This window comes from Parasphingorhabdus flavimaris, assembly GCF_013371215.1.
Taxonomy (GTDB): Bacteria; Pseudomonadota; Alphaproteobacteria; order Sphingomonadales; family Sphingomonadaceae; genus Parasphingorhabdus; species Parasphingorhabdus flavimaris.
Genome location: NZ_JABWMH010000003.1, coordinates 315,158 through 337,039 on the forward strand (window position 1 = coordinate 315,158; position 21,882 = coordinate 337,039).

The window sequence follows — 21,882 nt, forward strand, 5'->3', positions numbered from 1 at the left end:
CTAGCTAGAAAAGTCGTAGTTGTCTGAGAACATTGCAGCATCGCCGCGCAATCTGACCCACAACAATCCTTGGATTCATTGCCGTTTGTGGACGTTTCATTCATACCCGGTTCGCTGCAATGGGACATTTCCACACTACCAGCATCGCTTTTCGCTAGGGATAGGCAGGACATCGGACTGGCGATTCCCTGTCCAGCTAAGGCAAGTCCAAGAAGAACGAATAGAAAGAGCTGTTTAAACACGAACCGAGTGTCCGGTGTTTTCCGATCCCCGTCAACCCAATCTTTGACCGAGATGATGGCGGTGAGGCAAGTCTTTGCGCCACTGTCCCACGGTAATGTGAATTGCCCACTTTCGCGATACTGAAGCCACATTGACAATGCCCTTTCTAGGCGAATAACCGGAATAACCTATTACCTTACAGAACCTTGTTGTTCGCGGACCTACGCCAACCTCGTGCGGTTCATCAGCACAGGCTCGCTGCATCCACACCTTGACTGGCCAACATTTCGTTCACATTTGCTGCAATCACACCGTAACTGACATTTCCGAACAGCTTCTGGCGGCCTTCGTTGATCACATATGTTGGACTGCCCTCGATCCCGTGTAGCTGAGCAAGGTCATAATCCTTTGTGAGCTTTGCAATGGCTTCACCGGTTTTGAATTTATTCAATATATTGTCAAAATCGACATGCAAGAGCCCTGCTATTTCTCGTTGCACATCCCAATCCGAGACATCCTCTGCTCTTGTAAAAAAGGCAGAGCGCAGTTCCCGCGCGGCGAGGATGGATGGTCGTTCAGCAACAGGGGCTTTGGATATGAAGCCCTCTTGCTCGATCAATTCCACCGCCTTGATGAACAGATGTGGGCTCGCCGATGAGCGCGGCCGTGTCTTTGCCCAGGTATCGCTGTGAATCGGCAAATTCTCGAATTTCCCGGCGATGCCTTGGACATGGTTCGCATAACCATCAAAACCGCCCCGGTCTGTCCATTGAGACGCGATTTTTGTCCATGTATCCGGGAATACAGAGCAGAAATGGATGTTGATAGTTATCCGATCACCAAACTCTGCTGTAAGCCGATCAAAATTGCTCTGGGAGGCATAGGCCCATACGCAAAGTATATCTGAAAAATGGTCAATTTGAGCGGTTGGCATTGCGACTGTCTTTCTGAAAGGCTGATAACCACCAGCCGCTATTACCAATGTGCAACGGGAAGCTCGGCGGCAAACTATTCAATGCGGGAATAGTGCATAGAAAGTGGGAAGAACCCGGCTTGTTCACTAGCTTGGCTTCTTCCCGCTTAATTGACCGCGGTCCTTTGCGCTATTTTTTTGGCGGCATCATCAGTTCCTGCTGCATCATCAGGCTTTCCATCATCTCATGCATCATACCCATATGCTGCTTCATTTTCTCCATATGTGCTGGGTCCATCTTCATCATGCCACCCTCGGCGATCTTGGCCTTCATTTTTTCTTTATGTGCCGGGTCCATCGCCATTGGCTTCTTTCCCTGTGCCATCATACCGCCTTCGGCCATCTTGGCCTTCATAGACGCCATATGGGCTTTCATCATGGCCATGTTTTCGGTCATGAGCTTTTCTCGCTCTGCAGGCGTCTTGGCGTTCTGGGCTCGCTCCATCATCTGTTGATGCGCGGAATGATCGCCCATCGGCATGGCATGACTCTGCATGGCGGGCTTCGGTTCCGGGGGCGCTGCGTAGGCCGCACAGCCGGTCAGCATGGTGAAAACAGCGACGGTGGCAAGGTAGGGAGTTCTCATGTATAATTTCCTTTTTGTGTAGTTGCCCTCATGGAGGACGAAATCGGCGGCGCGACATTATATTTTCACCAGTAAATACTGGGGTCAGAGGAATTATTCGCTCGAACTTCTGCTCGTCAATCAGCGCGTTTGATCATGTATTATGGTTTGGATTACAGGCGACATCTCGCATGATTGGCACCTCGATCCGTCGTCGCTAAGCAAGCAAGCGATTATAGGTAGCGGTAATCGCCCAGACGAATAGCCCGGAGAAAACACTCCACGTGACAAGCCCGACAAAAAAGCCTGTCCAATGCAATGACCAGCCCATACCCTCAAAATTCGAGTGGACCATATGACCGCTCATTTGCATCATACCGCCAGGGGCCAAGATGACAAAAAGACTGCATAATATCCACGCAACTCCGAAGATAATTGCAGTGGCTAAACCAAGCTTAATGGCATCGAACTTCATTTCGCTCTCCTGATTGAAAACCAGCCGCCCCGAAAATCGGAGACATCTTGCAACCAGTTACCAACTGACAATAACAGGCCATCCCTTCTACGCTCATAGGTAATATTACTGAGCCAGCGCTTTGCGGCGCAAGCGCAAGGCGTTAGCGATTACCGAAACAGACGATAGGCTCATCGCCGCCGCCGCGATCATCGGGCTGAGTAAGATGCCGAACCACGGATAGAGAATGCCTGCCGCAACCGGCACACCAAGCCCGTTATAGATAAACGCAAAGAACAAGTTCTGTCGGATATTACCCATTGTTAGCTGACTGAGGTGGCGTGCCTTGGCTATGCCACCCAAATCACCCTTGACCAGCGTGATACCCGCGCTTTCCATCGCCACATCGGTGCCAGTGCCCATCGCAATTCCCACATCGGCCTTGGCGAGAGCGGGAGCGTCATTGATGCCGTCTCCTGCCATTGCGACTATTTTACCCGCCGCTTGAAGCTCGCTGATGACCCGGTGTTTGTCTTCGGGTGACACATTGGCGTGGATTTCATCGATCCCTATCATCTTGCCAACGGCTTGCGCGGTGGCTTCGGCATCTCCGGTTAACATGACCACGCGGATATTGGCTTTGTGCAGCGCTTTGATCGCTTCTGCCGTGGTCGGTTTGATCGGATCGGCGACACCGATAAGACCCGCCGGTTTGCCATCGACGGCCACAAACATAACGGTTTGCCCTTGTGATCGGCCGTCCTGCGCCTTGGCAATCAGGTCCGCGCTCTCGGCACCGAGCCGGTCCATCATTTTTTCATTGCCGATGGCGACGCGCTTACCGCGTGCGCTGGCTTCAACCCCTTCGCCGGTCACCGACTGAAAATCGGTTGCCGCATCAAACGAAAGCCCCTTTTCCTTTGCGCCGGTTACAATTGCGGCTGCCAGCGGATGTTCACTCGCCATTTCGATTGCGGCCACAAGCGCAAGCATTTCGTCGCTGTCAAAACCCTTTTCCGGTTCGACCGAAACCAGTTTAGGCTTGCCCTCGGTGAGCGTGCCGGTTTTATCGACCACGATTGTGTCAATCTTCTCGAGAGTTTCGAGCGCCTCGGCATTTTTGATCAAAATACCGTTTTGCGCGCCCTTGCCGGTGCCAACCATGATCGACATCGGCGTGGCAAGGCCAAGCGCACAAGGACAAGCGATGATAAGGACCGCGACCGCGTTGACTAAGCCATAGGCCAGCGCCGGTTCTGGCCCCCAAATGGACCATATAATGAAAGTGGCAATAGCGATCAGAACCACCGCGGGCACAAACAGGCCAGCAACCGTATCAGCCAGTTTCTGGATAGGAGCACGGCTGCGCTGTGCTTCGGCGACCATCTGGACGATCTTGGCGAGAAGCGTATCCTTACCAACGCGTTCGGCGGTCATGATAAAGCTGCCAGTCTGGTTGACCGTGCCGCCGGTGACAACATCACCTTCAGCTTTCGCAACCGGTATTGGTTCCCCCGTAATCATTGATTGATCAATCGTGCTGGACCCCTTGGCAATGGTGCCATCAACGGGAACTTTATCGCCCGGACGGACGCGCAAGCTGTCGCCGCTCTGCACCAGGTCGAGAGATATTTCCTCTTCCGAGCCATCCGCGCCAACGCGCAGCGCAACTGGCGGTGCCAGTTCAAGCAACGCGCGCAACGCACTTGATGTCTGTCCGCGCGCTTTCAGTTCCAACACTTGCCCCAATAACACCAGGGTCGTGATGACAGCCGCTGCTTCGTAATAGACAGCCACGCCCCCATCATGGCCGCGGAATGCTGCCGGGAAAATGCTAGGAAACAGCGTCGCAACCAGACTGAAGCCATAGGCAACTGCCACGCCTAGACCAATCAGCGTGAACATATTGAGGTTCATGGTTTTAAGCGAATTCACGCCGCGCACAAAGAACGGCCACGCGCCCCACAGAACTACTGGCGATGCCAGCAAAAGCTGCAACCATTGCGATACTCCCGGCTCAAATAAACCTTCAAACGGCCTGCCCGGAATAAGGTCGCCCATCGCGTAAATAAAAAGCGGGATGGAAAACAACGCACTGACCCAGAAGCGCTTGCGCATATCGAGATATTCGGGATCGGGGCCAGTATCGAGACTAAAGGTCTCGGGTTCAAGTGCCATCCCACAGATCGGACAGGAACCCGGTCCTTCTTGCCTAATTTCTGGATGCATCGGGCAGGTGTAGATCGTGCCCGCTGGAACATTTTCTGATACTTCGCGGTGCTTTCCAGTGAGGTAATGCGCTGGGTCGGCGATAAATTTGGTTTTGCATCCGGCTGAACAGAAATGATAATCCCGAGCCGCATGATGCGCATGATGCTCGCTCTTGCTCGGATCAACATCCATACCGCATACGGGGTCTTTTACAGTCCCTACAGCAGTCTCTTTGTCTTTGCAGCAGCACGATTTGGCGGTCTCACTATCATTCTCAGACATGATCAGCACCTGCAACCTTGCGGCCTATCCACGCGCGCAGCGGGATAACCAACAATGCAATATACCATCCATAGAGAAAGCTACCGACCGCGCCTGCAAGAAAACCTTGCAAAGTCAGCCACTCAAATCCGGGCAGCAACGGCGCCCAAGACTCATGCATATGCATTGACTGCGGCGCTAAAAGACCAAAGCCAATGCAGATGAGGTAGCTGAAAAGCAAAAACAGGCTCAGGGTCCAGCCCCATATGAGGATTTGTTTGCGGTTTGAAACATGCGTCATTTCTAGCTCCTCTTGATCATTAACAAAATATACTATAGGGGGGTATAGTAGTAAGGCGGCGAAGTGTCAAGGTTGATGCCGCCGCTTCTTTAGATTGATCACGCTCCAAAATTTGGCATAAGGGCATCATGACAGACAAATTCACCAAAGAAATCGTGCGCATGCGAAAGATCGAGGGTCAGGCGCGCGGAATAGCTAAAATGATGGAAGATGATCGCTATTGTATCGATATCCTCCAGCAATTCTCCGCGATGGAAGCCGCCCTGCGCTCTACCAAAATGAAAATTCTGGAAATCCATACCAATCATTGCGTCGAGGAAGCTTTGACCTCGGGCAGCAAAGCTGACCAGAAAGAGAAAGTTGCGGAATTGGTGAACCTGTTCGGCAAGATGGGGAAATAGTCTGGCCCGAAGAATCGTAAAGCGGAGCTCCGAGCCAGACTATTCTCTTATTCAGGCGCGTCTTTTTTGGGCTCCATCATGCTATGATCCATCTTCGAATGGTCCATCTTCGGATCCATAGCTGGTTGCGCTTTGTCACTCGCATCCGGGGCTGACATTTTAGAGTGATCCATTTTGCTGTGGTCCATCTTCGAGTGATCCATCATCTGGCAGGACATTTTGCCATCGGCACCCTTCATCATCATGCCCGGCATTTTCATACCGTCTTTCATCATTTCGCATTTCTGCATCGCAGGCGCGCCGGCTTTCGGTGCCGTATGGTCATGAGCCAATACCGCCCCGCCAGACGTCAGAGCCATGGCTCCCAAAAATAGTGTAAGCTTTTTCATGATATTTCCTTTCTTGGTTTAAATTTCAATTGTAACTAGCGAAAACGCGTTGGCCGCTGTCGCCAAACGCTATAACTTGATAAGGCTGGGTTTGGTTTTGATATTCCATTCCAGGCGAGCCGACCGGCATTCCAGCGACGGCAAGGCCCTTCACTCCAGTAGGTTTTTCCCGCAGTAATTTGGCAATAGCATCGGCGGGCACATGCCCTTCGATAACATATCCCTCAACAATCATGGTATGACAGGATCGCAACGTTTCCGGCACTGCGTTCGCGTCTTTGACAGCGCTCATATTTAGGCTGTTCCGTGTTTCCACATCCTGTTTCATATTCGTTTCAATATGCTCGGCCCATTTTTCGCAGCAGCCGCAGCCCGGGTCGCGGAACATCACAAGCGGGGCAGCTTGAGCGGCGCTGGTGCAGGCAGCGAGCAAGCCAAAGAGCACCGATGCCAAAAGCGGGTTTTTCTTCAGTTTGCGGATGTGATTGAACATCTATCTTTCCTTCGGGTAATAACGAGCCATCTGCTCGATTTGGAGCTTGGCGTGTTTAGAAATTCATATGATTCATGCCGCCATGCATGAATGTGCCGCCCAGAAACGCTTGAATCAGCACGCCGATCGTCAATAGGCCCAGCAAGACGGCGAACAGTATTTCTTCGCTGCGATTGTGGTGAAAACGGCGTAGCCCGGCCCATGCCAACAGCACCGATCCGATTGCGACGGTCATTCCTAGATAGCGATGCGTGGTGAGGATCAGGTTGCGGTCATAAAGATAGAAACCACCAGCAAACCAGCCAAAAAACGCTGCGGCTACTGCGCCCAGGGCACCAATGACGAGCATAATTCGCGCTGCCGAACGCCAGTCAGGCTTACCGCGCGCAACACCAAACGCTTCGGCTGCAAACGCGGCAACAATCATGGCAATTGGAAAATGGATGACAACCGTATGAAGTTTGCCCAGCCAGATGAACAGGCGCTCACCAAAGCTCTTATTACTATTATCTGCCGCTTCGCTATGATCCATCATGCCTCCATGGCCGTCACCCATACCTTCTAAGTGGTTGCCTTCCGGCGCCACGGGGGCTGATCCATCGGGTATCATCGGCATCGTGCCATCATCCATCATATCCTGCATATCGGCGTTCTGCGCAGCTTCACCGGCTCCGTTAGCTTTTTCATGATGGTCTGCGCCAGTTCCCGGACCAGCGCCCATCTCGGTCGGATCGCCGTGCGCAAGAGCAGGAACGCTGAGCGAACTGAGACCAATTGCAATGCACATCATAAATTTGCGAAACTTCTTAATTGGCATCTCAGCCCTTCCTGTAAAAAATTTGAGGTCGCGCATTGCCGTGTCCTTGATGACCGCTAACCAATAATACGCAGCGATAATGGCCACCCCTCAAAAATAATTTCGAGGGCAAAGCTGTCCAGCATGCGTATAAAGAACAGAAACGACGAAATGGGATAATATCAATGCCGCTATCTGACACTAAACTTGATGCGATGCTTGCAAGCTTGCGGGCCGATCAATCAACCGAGGCGCTGGCAAGCGATGATGGTTTCCACAATGATGTCTGGCTCCGTGTCGGCGAAATGAATAGCAGCCGGCTTTCGCGCCAGAAAAGTCTACTGGCGGCGCTGATGTTCGTGACCGCGCTGGGCGCTGGGTTTGGAACGGCCGATCAGCCTGCGCTGGCGATGAACCAAACCAGCCCTTTGATTGGCGGTGCGGATTACTCGCCCGCCAACCTTCTTCACGTTTCACAGTGACGGTGATGAGCATATGAAATTCGGACCAATACAAATTATCCTTCTCGTCCTGCTGGCGCTTGGCGCAGGCTGGATCGGTTCCCTCGGTGCCAAACACTGGAGCCAAAGCGACGACCAAAATGTTGGGGTCCACAGCTTCGTTCACGAAGAGCTTGATCTTGATAAGGCACAAGAGAAGCAGCTTGCAGAGCTGGAAAGTGATTTCGGGATCAGGCGGCAGGCACTGGACCTCGCGCTGCGATCGGCCAATGCCGATCTTGCCGCTGCCATCGAAGAAGAACATCAATACGGCCCCAAGGTTTCTACCGCGATTGAAGCGGTGCATGTTCAAATGGGATTGTTACAAAAAGTCACTGTCGAACATCTCTTCAAGATGCGCGCTTTGTTAAATCCCGACCAGCAAAGGGCGTTTGACGAGCGGGTATCAAACTCGCTGACCGCAGGGTATTAAGTGCAAAAGTCGCAGTCTGACGCGCAAGTTCCGGAAAATGCGCTCATCGCAGAGGCTGCAAAAGGTAGCAAAACTGCATTCAACCGTGTGATGAACCAGCAAGCGCCCCGGCTGCAAAATATCGCCCTGAGAATGATGGGCAACAGTTCAGATGCCGAAGATGCCGTTCAGGAGGCGCTGGCAGCTGCTTGGTTCAAGCTCGCCAGCTTTGATTTGTCGCGACCCATTTCTCCGTGGCTCACCCGGATTACAGTCAATAAATGCCGCGATCTTTTGCGTAAACGTCGGATCAGGCAGTTTTTTGAATTTCACAGCGACAATGAAGCTGGCATGATAGTAGCTGACGATGCACCTGACCCAAGTGCAGAATTGCAGGCGCGTCAGGCGCTTGAAGTCATGCAAAAAGAGATCACTCGCTTGCCAGCGACATTGCGTGAGCCGTTTGTTCTGGTCACTTTTGGCGAGAATAGCCAAGCCGAGGCGGCGCATATTCTCGGAATATCTGAGAAAGCCGTCGAAACGCGAATTTACCGTGCCCGCAATCGCCTGCGAGAAATTTCTGAAAAATTTGAGGGGTGAAGGAGTCTCCTCCGTATTGAGAAGCATATCGGTTTAGTAATCAGGATCACATATGCTTTCTCTTCCCCGTCGCCGCTTCCTTTCATCTGCTCTGCTTGCTGGCGGCGCGGTCGGATTTTCCTCTTCCATGCCTGCTTGGGCACGCGGAGCAATGGCAGGTTCGGTGCGTAAGGGCATTGACGAAGTTTCAGGCTCAAGCATTGATCTTGCCATCGGACGCGGTCAATTTTCAACGGGCGGACGCAGCGGTCATGCAATCGCGGTGAACGGCACCGTGCCGGGGCCGCTGGTAAGGTTACGCGAGGGGCAGGATGTCCGACTGAATGTTACCAACAACCTCGATGAGGATAGCTCAATTCACTGGCACGGCATATTGCTTCCCTTCCAGTTTGATGGTGTTCCGGGCGTGTCCTTTCCCGGTATCAAGCCCGGCGAGACCTTCACAGCGCCCTTCAAGGTGCGCCAGAGCGGCACCTATTGGTGGCACAGCCATTCGGGGCTGCAGGAACAGATGGGGCATTATGGCCCAATCATCGTCGATCCTGCAGGGTCAGACCCGGTAGCTTTTGATCGCGAATATATCATCCTTCTCAGCGAATTTACGCCGATGCACCCACATGTCATCATGAAGAAGCTGAAACATGCTGATGGCTATTTTGACTATCAGAAAACCACTGCCACTGATGATCGCAAATTGAGCGGCAAAGAACGCCGAATGTGGGGCAAAATGCGGATGTCACCCACCGACATACTTGATGTGTCGGCGGCAACTTATACTTATCTTATCAACGGGCACGGCCCTGCCGATAATCTAGAACTGCTTTTCAACCCTGGAGAAAGGGTGCGGCTTAGGATTATCAATGGCAGCGCAATGACCTTCTTTAATCTGCGGATCCCAGGCCTGCCGATGACGGTGGTGCAGGCCGATGGCCAAAATGTCATGCCAGTAGAAACCGATGAATTACAGATCGGGGTTGCAGAAACCTATGACGTCGTTGTCCAGCCAACCGCGGACAAGGCCTTCACCTTCGTAGCAGAATCTATGGACCGCTCGGGCATGGGCGTTGCTACCTTGGTTCCCCGTGCAGGAATGCGCGCCGAAGTCCCGGCCCTGCGCGATCCGCCAATACTGACGATGGCTGACATGGGGATGGCGGGCATGGATCATGGAGCATCGGGTGGTGCGCCAGCAAGCGGCATGGACCATTCGCAAATGGATCACAGCAAGATGAGCGCTGATGAGATGGCCAAGATGGATATGCCCGGGATGGATATGAGCGGCGGTGATGGCATGGCCGGTGTGGACATGAGCGGTATGAAAATGCGCGACACGTCGATGCTGCCGTCCGATGTAAAAGTCGGTCCTGGCCTAGACATGGTTTCAATGAATGCGGCGGACCGCATGGGCGATCCCGGAATCGGACTCGACAAAGTCGATCACCGTGTCCTCAATTACAAGCAGCTCGCGGCTCTGATCCCGAGCACGGACCACCGCAAGGCCTCGCGCAACATGGAAATCCATCTAACCGGCAGCATGGAACGCTATATGTGGTCGTTCGACGGCCAGAAATTCTCAGCCGTCTCCGATGAACCAATCCGCTTCGCCTATAATGAGCGCGTTCGGGTGAAACTCGTCAACGACACGATGATGGCGCACCCGATCCATCTGCACGGACATTTCTTTGAACTGGTCAATGGTCAAAAGAACCAACCGCTCAAGCATACCGTGATTGTTCAACCGGGCGGCAGCGCCAGTTTTGACCTGACCGCCGATGAACCGGGCGACTGGGCGTTTCACTGTCATTTGCTTTATCACATGCACGCAGGGATGTTCCAGATTGTCACGGTTGCCTCACAATCGGGAGCGGACGCATGAAATCGCTGATAATCATTCTCGCGGTCGGTGTATCCGCACCTGCAATGGCGCAACATCAAGGCCATGACATGAGCATGCCAGGGATGACAATGCCCGCGCCAAAAGCAAAGCCCGAACCAAAGCCAACGCTAAAACCCAAGCCTGCGTCTGTTGCGCCGAAGCCCGCGCTTGCCAAACCACAAGCCAAGGCTGCGCCAAAAGCCAAGCCTGCAAAAATTCAGCCCGGCCCTCCCAACACGGTCCCCACCGAAGCGCCAATGGTGATGGACCATGGTAGCATGGATCATAGTCAAATGGACGAGCAGCCAGCGATGGCGGATATGGATCATTCGACAATGGATCATGGCCAGATGGATCATGAAGCTATGGATATGCCAGGTAATGACATGGCCGATATGACGGCGCCCATGGCTGACGAAACACCTCCTCCCGAAGCTGGTAGAGGGCCTGCGCGTGCTGCCGATGCGATATGGGGAGCTGACGCTATGAGCGGCTCCAGGAAGCAGCTGGCGGCGGAAAATGGCGGCATGAAAACGCTTTGGGTGATGGCTGATCGCGCTGAATATCGTGTGCGAGATGGCAAGAACGGCTACTTGTGGGACGGTCAGGGCTATTATGGCGGCGATATCGACAAATTCTGGTTCAAGAGCGAAGGCGAAGGCAATTTCGGCGAAAAGATAGAAAGCGCAGAGGTGCAGGCGCTATGGAGCCATGCCATTGCACCATTTTTCGATTTGCAAGCGGGCGTGAGGCAGGATTTTGCGCCGCGCGACCGGACCTATGCAGTTATTGGAATACAGGGTCTTGCGCCTTACCTGTTCGAAATCGATGGGGCAGCATTTTTGTCTGACCGGGGCGATTTGACTGCGCGCTTCGAGGCTGAATATGACCAGCGCATAACGCAGCGACTGATCCTGCAACCCCGCGCAGAACTCAATCTTGCGGCGCAGGATGTTCCTGAATTGGGGATTGGCGCGGGGATCGATGCTGCTGAACTGGGAATACGCTTACGATATGAATTTGCCCGCGAGTTTGCGCCCTATATCGGCATCGAACAGGAATGGAAAGTTGGGCAAAGCGCCAGATACGCGCGGGCGGGCGGAGAAGATCCCAGCGTCACCAATTATGTTATCGGGATTAGATTCTGGTTCTAATATTTTTAGGGGGGGGGAGTATGGAATATATTGGTTTGGCGCTAATTTTGACGCTTTCTACAATTTCTTATCAAGCTGTGGCGCACGATAAAGACGCAGAATCTGCATCTATGATGGGGACACCTGAAAGCACGCTCGAAGCATATCGAAGCGGCATAGAAAGTCTCGATGATACCAATATGCCCCGCCTATTCACGGATGACGCGCTGGTATTTGAAAATGGAAAAGCGGAGGGCAGCTTTAGCAATTATCTTGCCCATCATCTCAGTCCTGAACTCAAAGAGTTTGAGAGCTTTACATTCAACAATGAGACTATCGATATATCTGTCATAGGTGAAACAGCAATCGCCTGGGAAACCTATACATATACGATAGTGCTAAAGGATGGCCGGATTATCGAAAGGCAAGGCGTTGCCACTGCGGTTCTCGTGAAACGAGACGAAAGCTGGAAAATTGCTCAATATCACTCATCTTCCCGCACGCCCAAGAAATAGCATGGCAAGACAGCAATAAAACCGATGCCTTTTTGGGAGGAGATAGCGTGACACAAAAGACCCATATACGGGCGAGTAAAATTCATAAATGGCTCGCGCTCTTTATCGGTGCACAGTTGCTGCTCTGGTTTGCAAGCGGCGTTATTATGAGCGTTGTGCCAATCGAGACGGTCCGCAGCGAACATCTTGTCGCGCGAGAGCCTGAACAACTCAATAGCCTTGTTGGGCTAGTGACACCTGAAAATTTGGGTCGCGAAATATCGGGGAACGTGGTTTCCTTGCGATACCGTAGTGTCTTAGGCAGGCCTGTTGCTGAACTTGAAAATGGGCGAGGCGAGACATTCCTTTACGATGCCAAAACGGGCATCAAACGTAGCCAAATAACGTCAAAAGAAGCCGGGTTAATAACGTCTCGCGCTTGGATAACCGGTCGCCCCAATATTGCGGCCGTCGAAAAGGTTGTGACCGGCTCCACAGAATATCGAGGCGCGCTTCCTGCTTGGCGAGTTGATACCGAGGATGACGTTTCTGTCTATATTCCGCTATCGACTGGCGAGATTGCAGCGGTGCGTAGCACAACTTGGCGTGTTTATGATTTCTTCTGGGGTCTGCATATCATGGACTGGAAAAACCATGAGAATTTCAACAGCTGGTGGCTCGTCATTTTTGCATTGGGCGGCCTGACTATGGCTCTTTCTGGATTGTTACTCATCATTAAGCGATGGCCGTTTCGGCGAAGTCGTAAGGGCCGGAACCTTCACACTACTCACGCGTAGTCTGGCCGTATTAAAAACACTTGCGCCTGATAAAAATAGGGAGAGGAAAACATGGGTAAATACACACGTTTCATCGTCATGATACTGACTTCAACGCTTGCGATGTTCGGGCTGATGTATCTCAACACCTATGCATTCGACCACGTATATTTTAGTGAGACACGCACATGGATGGCAATCTACATGGGCGCTGCGATGGCGATTATCATGTTGTTATTTATGCTTGGCATGTATGATGATAAGCGCAAGAATGCGATGATATTGGGCGGCGCAGTTCTCATATTTGCCGGCTCCTTGTTTCTTGTCCGATCGCAGGATACGGTTTCCGATCAGGCGTGGCAAAAGGCGATGATACCTCATCATAGCATTGCCATACTGACAAGTGAGCGCGCCAATATTGAAGATAAAAGAGTGCGCGAGCTAGCCGATGGAATTATCAGAGCCCAACGGAGAGAAATCAAAGAAATGGAATGGTTGATCAACGATATCAATCAAAATGGCAAGGCAACGACAGATGCAGAAGCCTCGGCGCGCGCCGTCCCAAAATTTGAAGGCGAGCTAAATCCCGCCGACTAACGCTAATGCTCACATCATTACAAACGTCCGAGTAGTTATCTATAAAGCCATTTTTTTCTGATGCCCGTCTGTTAGTTCTGATGTTGGATCAATATTGAGAGTTGAGCTGCTGTAGTTGCGAAGATTGAAACTATATGGTTGGAGATGCTAACCGTAGACTAGCAAGCGGTGCCTGCTTCCACTCAACTGAACATTGGAAGCCGCCATATCGCCAACGGCCCAATAGCAGTCGGTCCGATACGCGCCCATTTGAAGACATTAGCGTCTGGGCTGCCATAACCCGATAGCGGGCCTAAGGCCGAGCCATATTCAGTGAAACATTGCATCAACGATGGCGCAGTCCGGGACTTCTCCGCCATCGCATTTCTGCGCCATGTCCGACAATGTTTGCTCCAAACGTTTCAGGTCGGATATTTTCTGTTGAATAGTGGTAATGTGATTGTTGGTTACGGCCAGCACTTCGCCGCACGTATATTCGTTGGAATCGACCAGGCCGAGCAGGCCTCTCAGCTCTGCAATTGAAAAACCGAGTTCCCGTGCGCGCAGAATGAAGCGTAACCGCGCCTGATCATCGGACGAATAGACCCGGTGACCACTGCTCGTGCGATCTACGGCGCGTAACAGCTCGATATTCTCGTAATACCTTATCGTTTCGATGTTACATCCGGCGATTTTCGCCAGTTTTCCGCGCTTGACAGATGGTTGCATAAAAAGTCCTTGTTCCTGTAGTTACTACAGAGAGTATAGTCGTCTCCATCGAAGATCAATCGCAATGAAAGAGTATATTTTGCCAGGGACTATCCAGACAGAAATGCCTGCTCCATCACCGGACAAACGCAGTTGGTGGGCTGTTGGCGGCATCTCCGGGGCTATATTGGCATCGTCCTGCTGCATCGCACCACTCGTCCTTGTAACACTTGGAGTTAGCGGAGCGTGGATCGGAAATCTAACTGCGCTCGAACCCTATAAGTGGTATTTTGTGTCAGTGACCCTCGGGTTTCTGGCTGCGGGTTTTTGGCATGTCTATTTTCGGACAAAACCTGCCTGTGAAGAAGGCTCATATTGTGCCCGACCACAATCCACCATCGTCACGAAAACCGCTCTCTGGGTGGGAACATTGCTCATCGCTCTATCCATCACAATCGATTGGTGGGCACCGTATTTTTATTAGGAGAAAGATTATGAAACCTGCTTACATCATTTTTACAGTCGTTGTCGCTCTTGGAGCAGGCGGACTGGGAGCGGTGGCATTGTTGCCGACGTCCGGTGCTCAAGCCGTTGCAGAAGCGGCATCTCAGAATGCCCCAAAAACTGAAACATTCGATATCGAAAAAATGACCTGCGCCGCCTGTCCGATTACAGTCAAGAAGGCGATGGGCAAGGTCAGCGGCGTGTCTTCTGTCGATGTCGATTTTCAGGCAAAAACCGCAACAGTGACCTTTGATCCCAAACTGGCAAATGCATCCGCAATTGCTTCTGCATCGACCAACGCCGGTTATCCAGCCAGCATAGTGGCTGATGGAGCGGATCGCTGATGCAGCCTCAATCCAGATTGACCTGCCCTGATTGCGGGCATCAGGAAACCGAGACCATGCCGACCGATGCCTGTCAGTTCTTCTATGACTGCAAGGGGTGCAAGATTGTTTTGCGACCCAATGCGGGCGATTGCTGTGTCTACTGCTCCTTTGGCACCGTTCCGTGTCCGCCCATTCAGGAGGCTCAGGCATCTGGCGCAATCGCGTCCTGTTGCTGAGATTGAGGGATTCAAATGGAAACACAAAAATTCGATCTTGTTGTTCTGGGCGTCGGCATGGCGGCCGTCACCGCGGCTAACAAATGTGCGTCAGCTGGCTGGTCAGTCGCAGTCGTGGACGAGCTACCCTATGGCGGCACATGTGCCCTTAGAGGATGCGACCCCAAAAAGATGTTGAGGCGCGGCGCCGAAATATTCGACGCTGCTTCCTTGATGAAGGGCAAGGGCATAGAGCCCGGCAGCCTGGCTATCAACTGGTCGGACCTGATGGCGTTCAAGCGGACATTCACGGAAAAAATGCCGCCAAAAATAGAATCTGGACTCGATGTGAACGGTGTCACCACGTTGCACGGCAGCGCAAAATTTATCGGCAAAAATAAAATCGAGATTAGCGGTAATACGCTGCTGGAAGCGAAGAAGGTGCTGATTGCTACAGGTGCAAAGCCCCGAAAAATTGATTTGCCTGGGGCGCAGTATCTCATTGATAGCACAGAGTTTCTGGAACTGGAGAGCCTCCCGAAAAAGATCTTGTTTGTCGGTGGCGGGTTCATCTCCTTCGAGTTCGCTCATATCGCGGCGCGCGCGGGCAGCGACATTCAGATCATTGATCGCGGCGAGCGTGCGCTCAAGGGATTTGATCCCGATCTTGTCGATAAATTGCTGGAGCGAAGCAAAGAGGCAGGAATCGAGGTGGTTCAGAAGACCAGTCTCGTCTCCATCGCCCAAGAAGGTAGCGGCTATTCGGCTACCCTTGATGTCGACGGCAACACGCAAAAATATTCGGTTGATCTGATCGTGCATGGCGCGGGGCGCGTTCCTGCGATCGACTATCTCGATCTGGACAAGGCGGGCGTCGATTCCAGCGCCCACGGCGTCAAAGTGAATGAATTTCTGCAAAGCATCTCCAATCCGTCAATTTATGCAGCGGGTGATGCGGCGGACACCAAAGGTGCACCGCTCACGCCGGTGGCCGTGTTTGAAGGCAAGGTGGCTGCGTCAAATATGCTGAAAGGCAATCATGCCAAACCGGACTATAAAGGCGTTCCCACAGTGGTATTTACGATACCCGAACTGGCGCGCGTGGGCATGCTGGAAGAAGAAGCAAAAGCGGCCGGTTACAAGCTGCGCATCGCGACAAACGATACAAGCGGCTGGTATTCCAATCTTCGGGTGGGGGAGACCTGCGCTGCAACCAAAGTCATCATCGACGATGAAACCGACAAGATATTGGGCGCGCATTTGCTGGGGCCGGAATATGCCGAAATCATCAATTTCTTCAGTCTGGCGATGCGGCTTGATTTGACCACCAGCGACCTGAAAAAAATGGTGAGCGCCTATCCATCGGTTGGTTCCGATATTGGCTCGATGTTGTGAGGTAAACTGCTATAACTTTGAAGATCGAAATTAAATCGTTGGAGGTCGTTAAAGTGAACAAACCGATGACCTCTGCTTTCGCACAACCGAACATTGGAAGCCGCCAGTCTGAAATGCGTCCAGTTGTTGTCGTTCCCGCGATCTGTTCTCGATACTGAAAGCTGAATTTCAGCGTATCAAACTTGCAGTCGCAGCCAAGATACACTGAAAATATAATCTCAGATCAATTGGCTTTATCCAAGGTAGCTAGTGTTCGACGAAGATTTTGATTCCCAGGCCAATGAGAATGACGCCTCCTGCGACTTCGGCATGTCTCCCGATGCGCGAGCTTGCCATTCCGCCGATCATCACGCCCAAGCTGGAAAGCAAAGCTGTAACTGTCCCAATAATAACACAGGCCAGTAAAACCGGAAGGCCAAGAGCAGGCAGCATGATGCCGGCAGCAAAGGCGTCTATGCTCGTTGCTATCGCAGCCGTTCCCAGCGCCCAGCCTGAGAGACTGGACACCGCATCTCTTTCGTTCCTGCCCAGCGCTTCCCAAAGCATTTTTAACCCTAAACCGCTGAGCAGAATGAGAGCAATCCAGTGATCATAAGCGCTGATCTCCGAAACAAAAGCTATTCCAAGGGCCCATCCCAGAAATGGCATGATGCCCTGCGCTACGCCAAATGCCATTCCCGTTCGAGTGGCGTGAAACATGGAATTATGTCCTGCAGCCCCTTGAGCAACCGCCACCGCAAAGGCGTCCATCGCCAAGCCCACAGCAAGAGCTACAATGAGAAACAGGTTTTCCATTTAATGCGCTTTCCCAGCCGTCTAAGCTGGATTCACTTCCACGGTGATATGAGAAAGCCCCACGGTTTCGGCCAGTCTCTCGCGATAAACAGCGGGGGCTGTATCACTTTCCGTAATGACTGCTACAATAGCGGCATGGTGTCCTGGACCCAGTTGTCAGACATGCAGGTCGGAGATTTTGTCTCCAGCTTCCTCGATGATCGAGCGGATTTTTGCTGAGACTGGGTCGCCCGCTTTTCTGTAATCCAGCATCGTTGAGCCGGTATCGCGCATCAAACCCCATGACCAGCGCGCAATGACAAGCGAACCGACGATACCCATGAGCGGGTCAAGCCATATCCATCCGTAGATGCTGCCGGCTATCAGCGCAATTATTGCCAATACCGATGTTAGAGCATCAGCCAGCACATGGAGATAAGCAGCGCGCAGATTTTGGTCCCGGCCATGGTGTTCAGCATGATGGTCGTGATCGTGGCTATGATCGTGATGATGGCTGTCCCCATGATGATGATCATGATCGTCGCGGAGAAACCAAGCACTGACCAGATTCACAATTAGGCCAATGATGGCCACGAAGATTGCCTGGGGGAAGCTGATCGGGATCGGATTTGCCAGTCTGACGACACTTTCCCATCCTATCAGTAGCGCAACCAACGCCAGAACAATTGCGCTGGCGAAAGCTGCAAGGTCCCCCACCTTGCCGGTGCCGAATGTGAAGCGGGGGTTCTTGGCATTGCGGCGTGCATATAGATAGGCGAGCGCAGCGATCAGCATCGCAGCGGCGTGCGTGGACATATGCCAGCCATCGGCGACCAGCGCCATCGAACCGTAAATTGTCCCGGCTGCAATCTCGACAACCATCATCACGCTGGTCAGGGCAATAACGAACCAGGTCCGGCGTTCGTTCCGTTCGTGATTTTGGCCTAAAAATACGTGATCATGTTCGTGTCCGGCTTGAGTTGCAGCTTCGGAGGTTATCATTTCAAATATGTCCGGATAACCTGGATCAGATCTGTCGCGCCTTGAGCGCGCGCTTCATCAGTGTCCGTTTCAGGATTGGAGACATGTTCGCGGACATGATCCTCAATCAATTCCACGGTAAGCCCATTTACGGCTCCTCGAACCGAGGCGACAAGATTGAGTATCTCACCGCAAGGAGCCTTGTTTTCCAAAGCCCGCTCAATGGCTTCTAGTTGCCCTTTAAGGCGGCTGACGCGCGCCAGAAGCTTTTTATCATCCGATGTATGTGACATAGCATAGGGGGCTACCCTATATTCTGAATTTTGTAAAGGACCTGTTGAATCGCAATAGATTATGTCCCCCGTCAGCGATTGATTGAGTGTTCATCGCGTTGGCTTGGCGTGGCAGTGGTTTTAGATGTATTGCGCATCTGTTCTACTATTTTTCAATAGCCACAAACAGCACCAACTGAGCCCAAAAATCCAACCGCCCAGCACATCGCTTGGCCAATGGACGCCCAAGGCAATCCTCGACGTGCCGATCAAGACAGCCAATAATAGCGCACCACAAATCAGGGAAAAACGTGCATATCGGCCTGGCACGAGTTTAAATAGCGCCAGTGCGGTAAGGATATAGGCGATAGTCGAGTTCGCGGCATGGCCGCTTGGAAAACTCGCTGAATTGGGAACAGAAAGATATTCTACAATCGCAGGTCGCGGCCTGCCGAAAAAATCTTTTAATAAGGATACTGCCCAAAATCCACTGAGAGACAAAGCGGGCAACAAGAATGCATTGAAATAGGCTTTTTTGGCGATCAGAAAGAATGATACGGCAAATATGACCAGAAGCAGGAAGGTTGAATCTCCCAAAAAGGTGATATTGCGGACAAATTGGAGCAGCCAGTCCGGGCCCATCAGTATATCCGAATTTCTCGGCGATCGAAAAGCAAGCAAAAGGGTTCTATCTATTGCATCTAAATGACCTTTCGCCACCTTCGACCAGAATACCAAGAAAATTCCGGCTAGAATGAATGATGGTATCAATTCGAAACCGCGCTGAAATATCTTTAGACGAACGCTCATATCTTCACTCGTTTTTTGCGTTTTGGGTCAACCCTGCTTGATTGCATTAAACTCGGCTCAAATCTGATATTCAACAGGCTCTCGCTCTTCCATCCATGAGCACGACCGGCATGATGGCCGCACCGATTAACTTTCCTTATATCCCAGCAGCCGCAAGGCATTTATGACCACGACAAGCGTCGATCCTTCATGCATCACGACAGCGGGGCCGATCCCCAGGCCGAAGAGTGTTGCCGGGATCAATACGGCCACCACGCCGAGACTGATCCAAAGATTTTGACGGATAATGCTACTTGTCGATCTGCTGAGACCAACGGCAAAAGGCAATGTTGCCAGATCATCTGCCATTAACGCGATATCTGCCGTTTCAAGCGCGACATCGGAACCGGCGGCTCCCATGGCTATTCCAACAGTCGCATTTGCCATCGCGGGGGCATCGTTCACACCATCACCAACCATCGCCACTCCGCCCTGATCGCTCAGTTGAGCAATTTTCTCGACCTTGTCATCCGGCATTAGGTCACCAAAGGCTTCGTCAAGACCTACTTCCAGGGCGATCGCGTCGGCGACTTTCTGATTGTCGCCAGAAATCATCATCATCCGTGAGATTCCAATAGACCGGAGCTTGTTTATCACTTCGGACGCTGCAGCGCGGGGCGTATCCATGAGGCCGAGAACGCCAATAAATTTGCCGCCACGCCTGACAATCATGGTGGTGCGACCGCGTGAAGACATTTCGGTGACTTTTTGGGCGACATCTTCAGGAAGCGAATCCTGATCATCGTCGAGAAACAGCCCCGCTTTTCCTATCAAGACCTTTTCGCCATTGATTTTGGCAGTAACGCCTTTGCCCGTTATGCTCTGAAAATTTGTAGCGATCAGATCCGATGATCCGAGGCGTTTTTCTGCAGCACGCACAATAGCTTGCGCCAGAGGGTGATCACTATGCACTTCGACAGCGGCAGAAATAGCGATGAGTTCGTCTGCTCCAATTTCTCCGAAAGGCACCGTTTCGACTAACTCCGGTTCGCCAATCGTAAGGGTCCCGGTTTTGTCAAAAGCGATCGAATCAAGCTTACCCAGCATCTCGAGAGGCGCGCCGCCCTTTATGAGAACGCCGCCCCGCGCTGCACGGGCAATCCCGCTTAAAACAGCGCTGGGTGTTGCAATAGCCAGCGCACAGGGGCTGGCGGCAACGAGGACTGCCATCGCCCTGTAAATGCTATCGGAGACTGGCTCGTCTATCACCAACCAAGAAAATCCAGTTGCGATTGCAAGCAGAATGACAACCGGCACAAAAATCCGCTCAAACTTATTGGTGAAGCTCTGCGTTGGCGATTGACGCGTCTCCGCATCGTTCACCATTTCGACAACCCGGGCCAATGTGGTTTCCGACGCCAATCGGGTGACTTGCACTTCGAGGCTACCGCTTCCGTTTATGGATCCGGCGAAAACCCTATGTTCGGATTTGACTTTATCGGCTGCTTTGGCCGCCGCTGCAGCATTGTCGACCGGACGCTTGTCGACCGGGACGCTCTCACCGGTTATGGGAGCCTGGTTGACGCTGCTCGCCCCTTTGACAACAAAACCGTCTGCTGGAAGTCGCTCGTTGGAGCGGATGATTACAATATCGCCGATTACCAACTCGGCCACGGGCAATCGCAATTCCTCTCCATCCCTGCGGACCACCGCCTCCTCGGGAGCAAGGTCAGACAGTGCGGATATGGCATTGCGCGCGCGGGCCATTGCATAATTTTCAAGTGCATGGCCGATGCTGAACAGGAATAATAGAAATGCTCCCTCTGCCCATGCCCCGAGCCACGCCGCCCCGCCGGCGGCAACGATCATGAGAAAATCTATTTCAAATTTTCGATTTCTGATTTTTTCGAAGGCTTCCAATATCGTAAAATAGCCGCCGAAAAAATAGGCCGCTACCAAAAACCAGAACCCAATATTCGCCGGCAGAAGATTGATTTTTGGTCCCAGCCATCCGGCAAGAAGGGTTGCACCGCAAAGGCCTGCAAATACCATTTCTGCACGGCCACCAAGCAGCCTGTCGATTAGCCCTCCGTGCGAGTGATCCGAATTTTCCGAATGCTTGCTGTGCTCATCGGTCATTTCTGTTCTGCCGCTCGCGTGAGAACATCAACCTTTTCGAGGCTGACTAGCCCGATCCCCCGCAGATCGTCTAGCTGAGTGTAGAAATCTTCCAGTCGTGCCCGGGCATCGATTATTTCGATCACCACCGGTGGATTATCGCCAATTCCGAACGCGTGATGTTCATGAACAATGGAAGACGAGGAGAACCCCAATATTCCTTTCAGGACGGTGCCTCCGCGAAGGCCATAAGATCTGGCCCGATCAATAATGGTGGTAACAACTGTCTCGTCCCCATGCATTGCGGCTTCATCGGTATAAATCCGCATGAGTGATATTTGTTGCGGCTTTTGCATTATGCACTCCT

At 52.3% G+C, this 21,882-nt stretch carries 27 protein-coding genes and 1 pseudogene; 13 read left to right on the top strand and 15 right to left on the bottom strand.

Annotated features, from left to right (window positions below):
* Positions 1-466: 466 nt before the first annotated feature.
* The 5 genes from HUO14_RS10440 to HUO14_RS10460 form a co-directional block, all read right to left on the bottom strand.
* Complete coding sequence (locus HUO14_RS10440) at positions 467-1,156, bottom strand: DsbA family oxidoreductase (RefSeq protein ID WP_100093773.1); 690 nt, start codon at positions 1,154-1,156, stop codon at positions 467-469.
* A gap of 169 nt (positions 1,157-1,325) precedes the next feature.
* Positions 1,326-1,781: a hypothetical protein gene (locus tag HUO14_RS10445; RefSeq protein ID WP_100093774.1), complete on the bottom strand. Its 456-nt coding sequence runs from the start codon at positions 1,779-1,781 to the stop codon at positions 1,326-1,328.
* A 196-nt stretch (positions 1,782-1,977) separates the two neighbouring features.
* Positions 1,978-2,235 carry a DUF5676 family membrane protein gene (locus tag HUO14_RS10450; RefSeq protein WP_100093775.1) on the bottom strand — a complete coding sequence of 86 codons (258 nt, stop codon included), beginning with the start codon at positions 2,233-2,235 and terminating at the stop codon, positions 1,978-1,980.
* 105 nt (positions 2,236-2,340) lie between these two features.
* Positions 2,341-4,707 (bottom strand): heavy metal translocating P-type ATPase, encoded by a 2,367-nt coding sequence (locus tag HUO14_RS10455; protein WP_100095515.1) that lies wholly within the window; start codon positions 4,705-4,707, stop codon positions 2,341-2,343.
* The gene (locus HUO14_RS10460; protein ID WP_100093776.1) at positions 4,700-4,987 is read right to left on the bottom strand and encodes a hypothetical protein; all 288 of its coding nucleotides are present in this window, start codon (positions 4,985-4,987) and stop codon (positions 4,700-4,702) included. Before HUO14_RS10460 ends, HUO14_RS10455 begins: the two co-directional genes overlap by 8 nt.
* A gap of 128 nt (positions 4,988-5,115) precedes the next feature.
* On the opposite strand from HUO14_RS10460, the gene HUO14_RS10465 reads away from it, so the two are divergent.
* Entirely contained in the window at positions 5,116-5,388 is a 273-nt protein-coding gene (locus HUO14_RS10465; RefSeq protein WP_100093777.1) for a metal-sensitive transcriptional regulator, read from the top strand.
* A gap of 47 nt (positions 5,389-5,435) precedes the next feature.
* Here the strand turns inward: HUO14_RS10465 and HUO14_RS16425 are convergent, their stop codons facing one another.
* From HUO14_RS16425 to HUO14_RS16295, 3 genes are read right to left on the bottom strand one after another with little or no spacing between them, the layout of a single operon-like run.
* A complete protein-coding gene (locus tag HUO14_RS16425; protein ID WP_201295654.1) occupies positions 5,436-5,777 on the bottom strand; it encodes a hypothetical protein in 342 nt (113 codons plus the stop codon).
* Positions 5,778-5,802: 25 nt separating this feature from the next.
* Entirely contained in the window at positions 5,803-6,270 is a 468-nt protein-coding gene (locus HUO14_RS10475; protein WP_100093778.1) for a DUF411 domain-containing protein, read from the bottom strand.
* 55 nt (positions 6,271-6,325) lie between these two features.
* Positions 6,326-7,123, bottom strand: coding sequence for a DUF2231 domain-containing protein (locus HUO14_RS16295; protein ID WP_236553976.1), 798 nt, complete (start codon positions 7,121-7,123; stop codon positions 6,326-6,328).
* 128 nt (positions 7,124-7,251) lie between these two features.
* Here HUO14_RS16295 and HUO14_RS10485 point away from each other — a divergent pair, with 128 nt between their 5' ends.
* The 8 genes from HUO14_RS10485 to HUO14_RS10520 are packed head-to-tail and all read left to right on the top strand — an operon-like array spanning position 7,252 to position 13,454.
* Positions 7,252-7,548: a hypothetical protein gene (locus HUO14_RS10485; RefSeq protein WP_100093779.1), complete on the top strand. Its 297-nt coding sequence runs from the start codon at positions 7,252-7,254 to the stop codon at positions 7,546-7,548.
* Positions 7,549-7,561: 13 nt separating this feature from the next.
* A complete protein-coding gene (locus HUO14_RS10490) occupies positions 7,562-7,999 on the top strand; it encodes a periplasmic heavy metal sensor (protein WP_100093780.1) in 438 nt (145 codons plus the stop codon).
* The gene (locus HUO14_RS10495; protein ID WP_236553974.1) at positions 8,000-8,578 is read left to right on the top strand and encodes an RNA polymerase sigma factor; all 579 of its coding nucleotides are present in this window, start codon (positions 8,000-8,002) and stop codon (positions 8,576-8,578) included.
* Between the two features lie 52 nt (positions 8,579-8,630).
* On the top strand, positions 8,631-10,454 hold the full coding sequence (locus HUO14_RS10500; protein ID WP_100093781.1) for a copper resistance system multicopper oxidase: 1,824 nt from the start codon (positions 8,631-8,633) through the stop codon (positions 10,452-10,454).
* On the top strand, positions 10,451-11,608 hold the full coding sequence (locus HUO14_RS10505) for a copper resistance protein B (RefSeq protein ID WP_100093782.1): 1,158 nt from the start codon (positions 10,451-10,453) through the stop codon (positions 11,606-11,608). The genes HUO14_RS10500 and HUO14_RS10505 overlap by 4 nt, the downstream gene beginning before the upstream one ends.
* A gap of 20 nt (positions 11,609-11,628) precedes the next feature.
* Positions 11,629-12,102, top strand: a complete 474-nt coding sequence (locus HUO14_RS10510; RefSeq protein WP_100093783.1) for a YybH family protein — start codon at positions 11,629-11,631, stop codon at positions 12,100-12,102.
* A 47-nt stretch (positions 12,103-12,149) separates the two neighbouring features.
* Positions 12,150-12,878 (top strand): PepSY domain-containing protein, encoded by a 729-nt coding sequence (locus HUO14_RS10515; RefSeq protein WP_159645589.1) that lies wholly within the window; start codon positions 12,150-12,152, stop codon positions 12,876-12,878.
* 51 nt (positions 12,879-12,929) lie between these two features.
* On the top strand, positions 12,930-13,454 hold the full coding sequence (locus tag HUO14_RS10520; RefSeq protein WP_100093785.1) for a DUF305 domain-containing protein: 525 nt from the start codon (positions 12,930-12,932) through the stop codon (positions 13,452-13,454).
* 309 nt (positions 13,455-13,763) lie between these two features.
* On the opposite strand, the gene HUO14_RS10525 is transcribed toward HUO14_RS10520, so the two are convergent.
* Positions 13,764-14,162: a MerR family transcriptional regulator gene (locus HUO14_RS10525; protein WP_100093786.1), complete on the bottom strand. Its 399-nt coding sequence runs from the start codon at positions 14,160-14,162 to the stop codon at positions 13,764-13,766.
* Between the two features lie 103 nt (positions 14,163-14,265).
* Here HUO14_RS10525 and HUO14_RS10530 point away from each other — a divergent pair, with 103 nt between their 5' ends.
* The 4 genes from HUO14_RS10530 to HUO14_RS10540 are packed head-to-tail and all read left to right on the top strand — an operon-like array spanning position 14,266 to position 16,581.
* Positions 14,266-14,625 (top strand): mercuric transporter MerT family protein, encoded by a 360-nt coding sequence (locus HUO14_RS10530; RefSeq protein ID WP_100093787.1) that lies wholly within the window; start codon positions 14,266-14,268, stop codon positions 14,623-14,625.
* A 10-nt stretch (positions 14,626-14,635) separates the two neighbouring features.
* Positions 14,636-14,989: a cation transporter gene (locus HUO14_RS10535; RefSeq protein ID WP_100093788.1), complete on the top strand. Its 354-nt coding sequence runs from the start codon at positions 14,636-14,638 to the stop codon at positions 14,987-14,989.
* Positions 14,989-15,207 carry a GDCCVxC domain-containing (seleno)protein gene (locus HUO14_RS16430; protein ID WP_100093789.1) on the top strand — a complete coding sequence of 73 codons (219 nt, stop codon included), beginning with the start codon at positions 14,989-14,991 and terminating at the stop codon, positions 15,205-15,207. Before HUO14_RS10535 ends, HUO14_RS16430 begins: the two co-directional genes overlap by 1 nt.
* A gap of 15 nt (positions 15,208-15,222) precedes the next feature.
* On the top strand, positions 15,223-16,581 hold the full coding sequence (locus tag HUO14_RS10540; RefSeq protein ID WP_100093790.1) for a dihydrolipoyl dehydrogenase family protein: 1,359 nt from the start codon (positions 15,223-15,225) through the stop codon (positions 16,579-16,581).
* 246 nt (positions 16,582-16,827) lie between these two features.
* Here HUO14_RS10540 and HUO14_RS10545 read toward each other — a convergent pair whose 3' ends face one another.
* From HUO14_RS10545 to HUO14_RS10570, 6 genes and pseudogenes are all read right to left on the bottom strand, one after another.
* A complete protein-coding gene (locus tag HUO14_RS10545; protein WP_100093791.1) occupies positions 16,828-17,376 on the bottom strand; it encodes a manganese efflux pump MntP in 549 nt (182 codons plus the stop codon).
* A gap of 156 nt (positions 17,377-17,532) precedes the next feature.
* Entirely contained in the window at positions 17,533-18,357 is an 825-nt protein-coding gene (dmeF, locus tag HUO14_RS10550; RefSeq protein ID WP_217907992.1) for a CDF family Co(II)/Ni(II) efflux transporter DmeF, read from the bottom strand.
* Complete coding sequence (locus tag HUO14_RS10555) at positions 18,354-18,629, bottom strand: metal/formaldehyde-sensitive transcriptional repressor (RefSeq protein WP_159645583.1); 276 nt, start codon at positions 18,627-18,629, stop codon at positions 18,354-18,356. The genes dmeF and HUO14_RS10555 overlap by 4 nt, the downstream gene beginning before the upstream one ends.
* 120 nt (positions 18,630-18,749) lie before the next feature.
* Complete coding sequence (locus HUO14_RS10560) at positions 18,750-19,418, bottom strand: phosphatase PAP2 family protein (RefSeq protein WP_100093794.1); 669 nt, start codon at positions 19,416-19,418, stop codon at positions 18,750-18,752.
* A gap of 126 nt (positions 19,419-19,544) precedes the next feature.
* Positions 19,545-21,557: pseudogene (locus HUO14_RS10565) on the bottom strand (heavy metal translocating P-type ATPase); the annotation flags it as partial.
* On the bottom strand, positions 21,533-21,871 hold the full coding sequence (locus HUO14_RS10570) for a DUF190 domain-containing protein (RefSeq protein ID WP_100093796.1): 339 nt from the start codon (positions 21,869-21,871) through the stop codon (positions 21,533-21,535). The gene HUO14_RS10570 and the pseudogene HUO14_RS10565, both read right to left, overlap by 25 nt.
* Positions 21,872-21,882 lie beyond the last annotated feature (11 nt).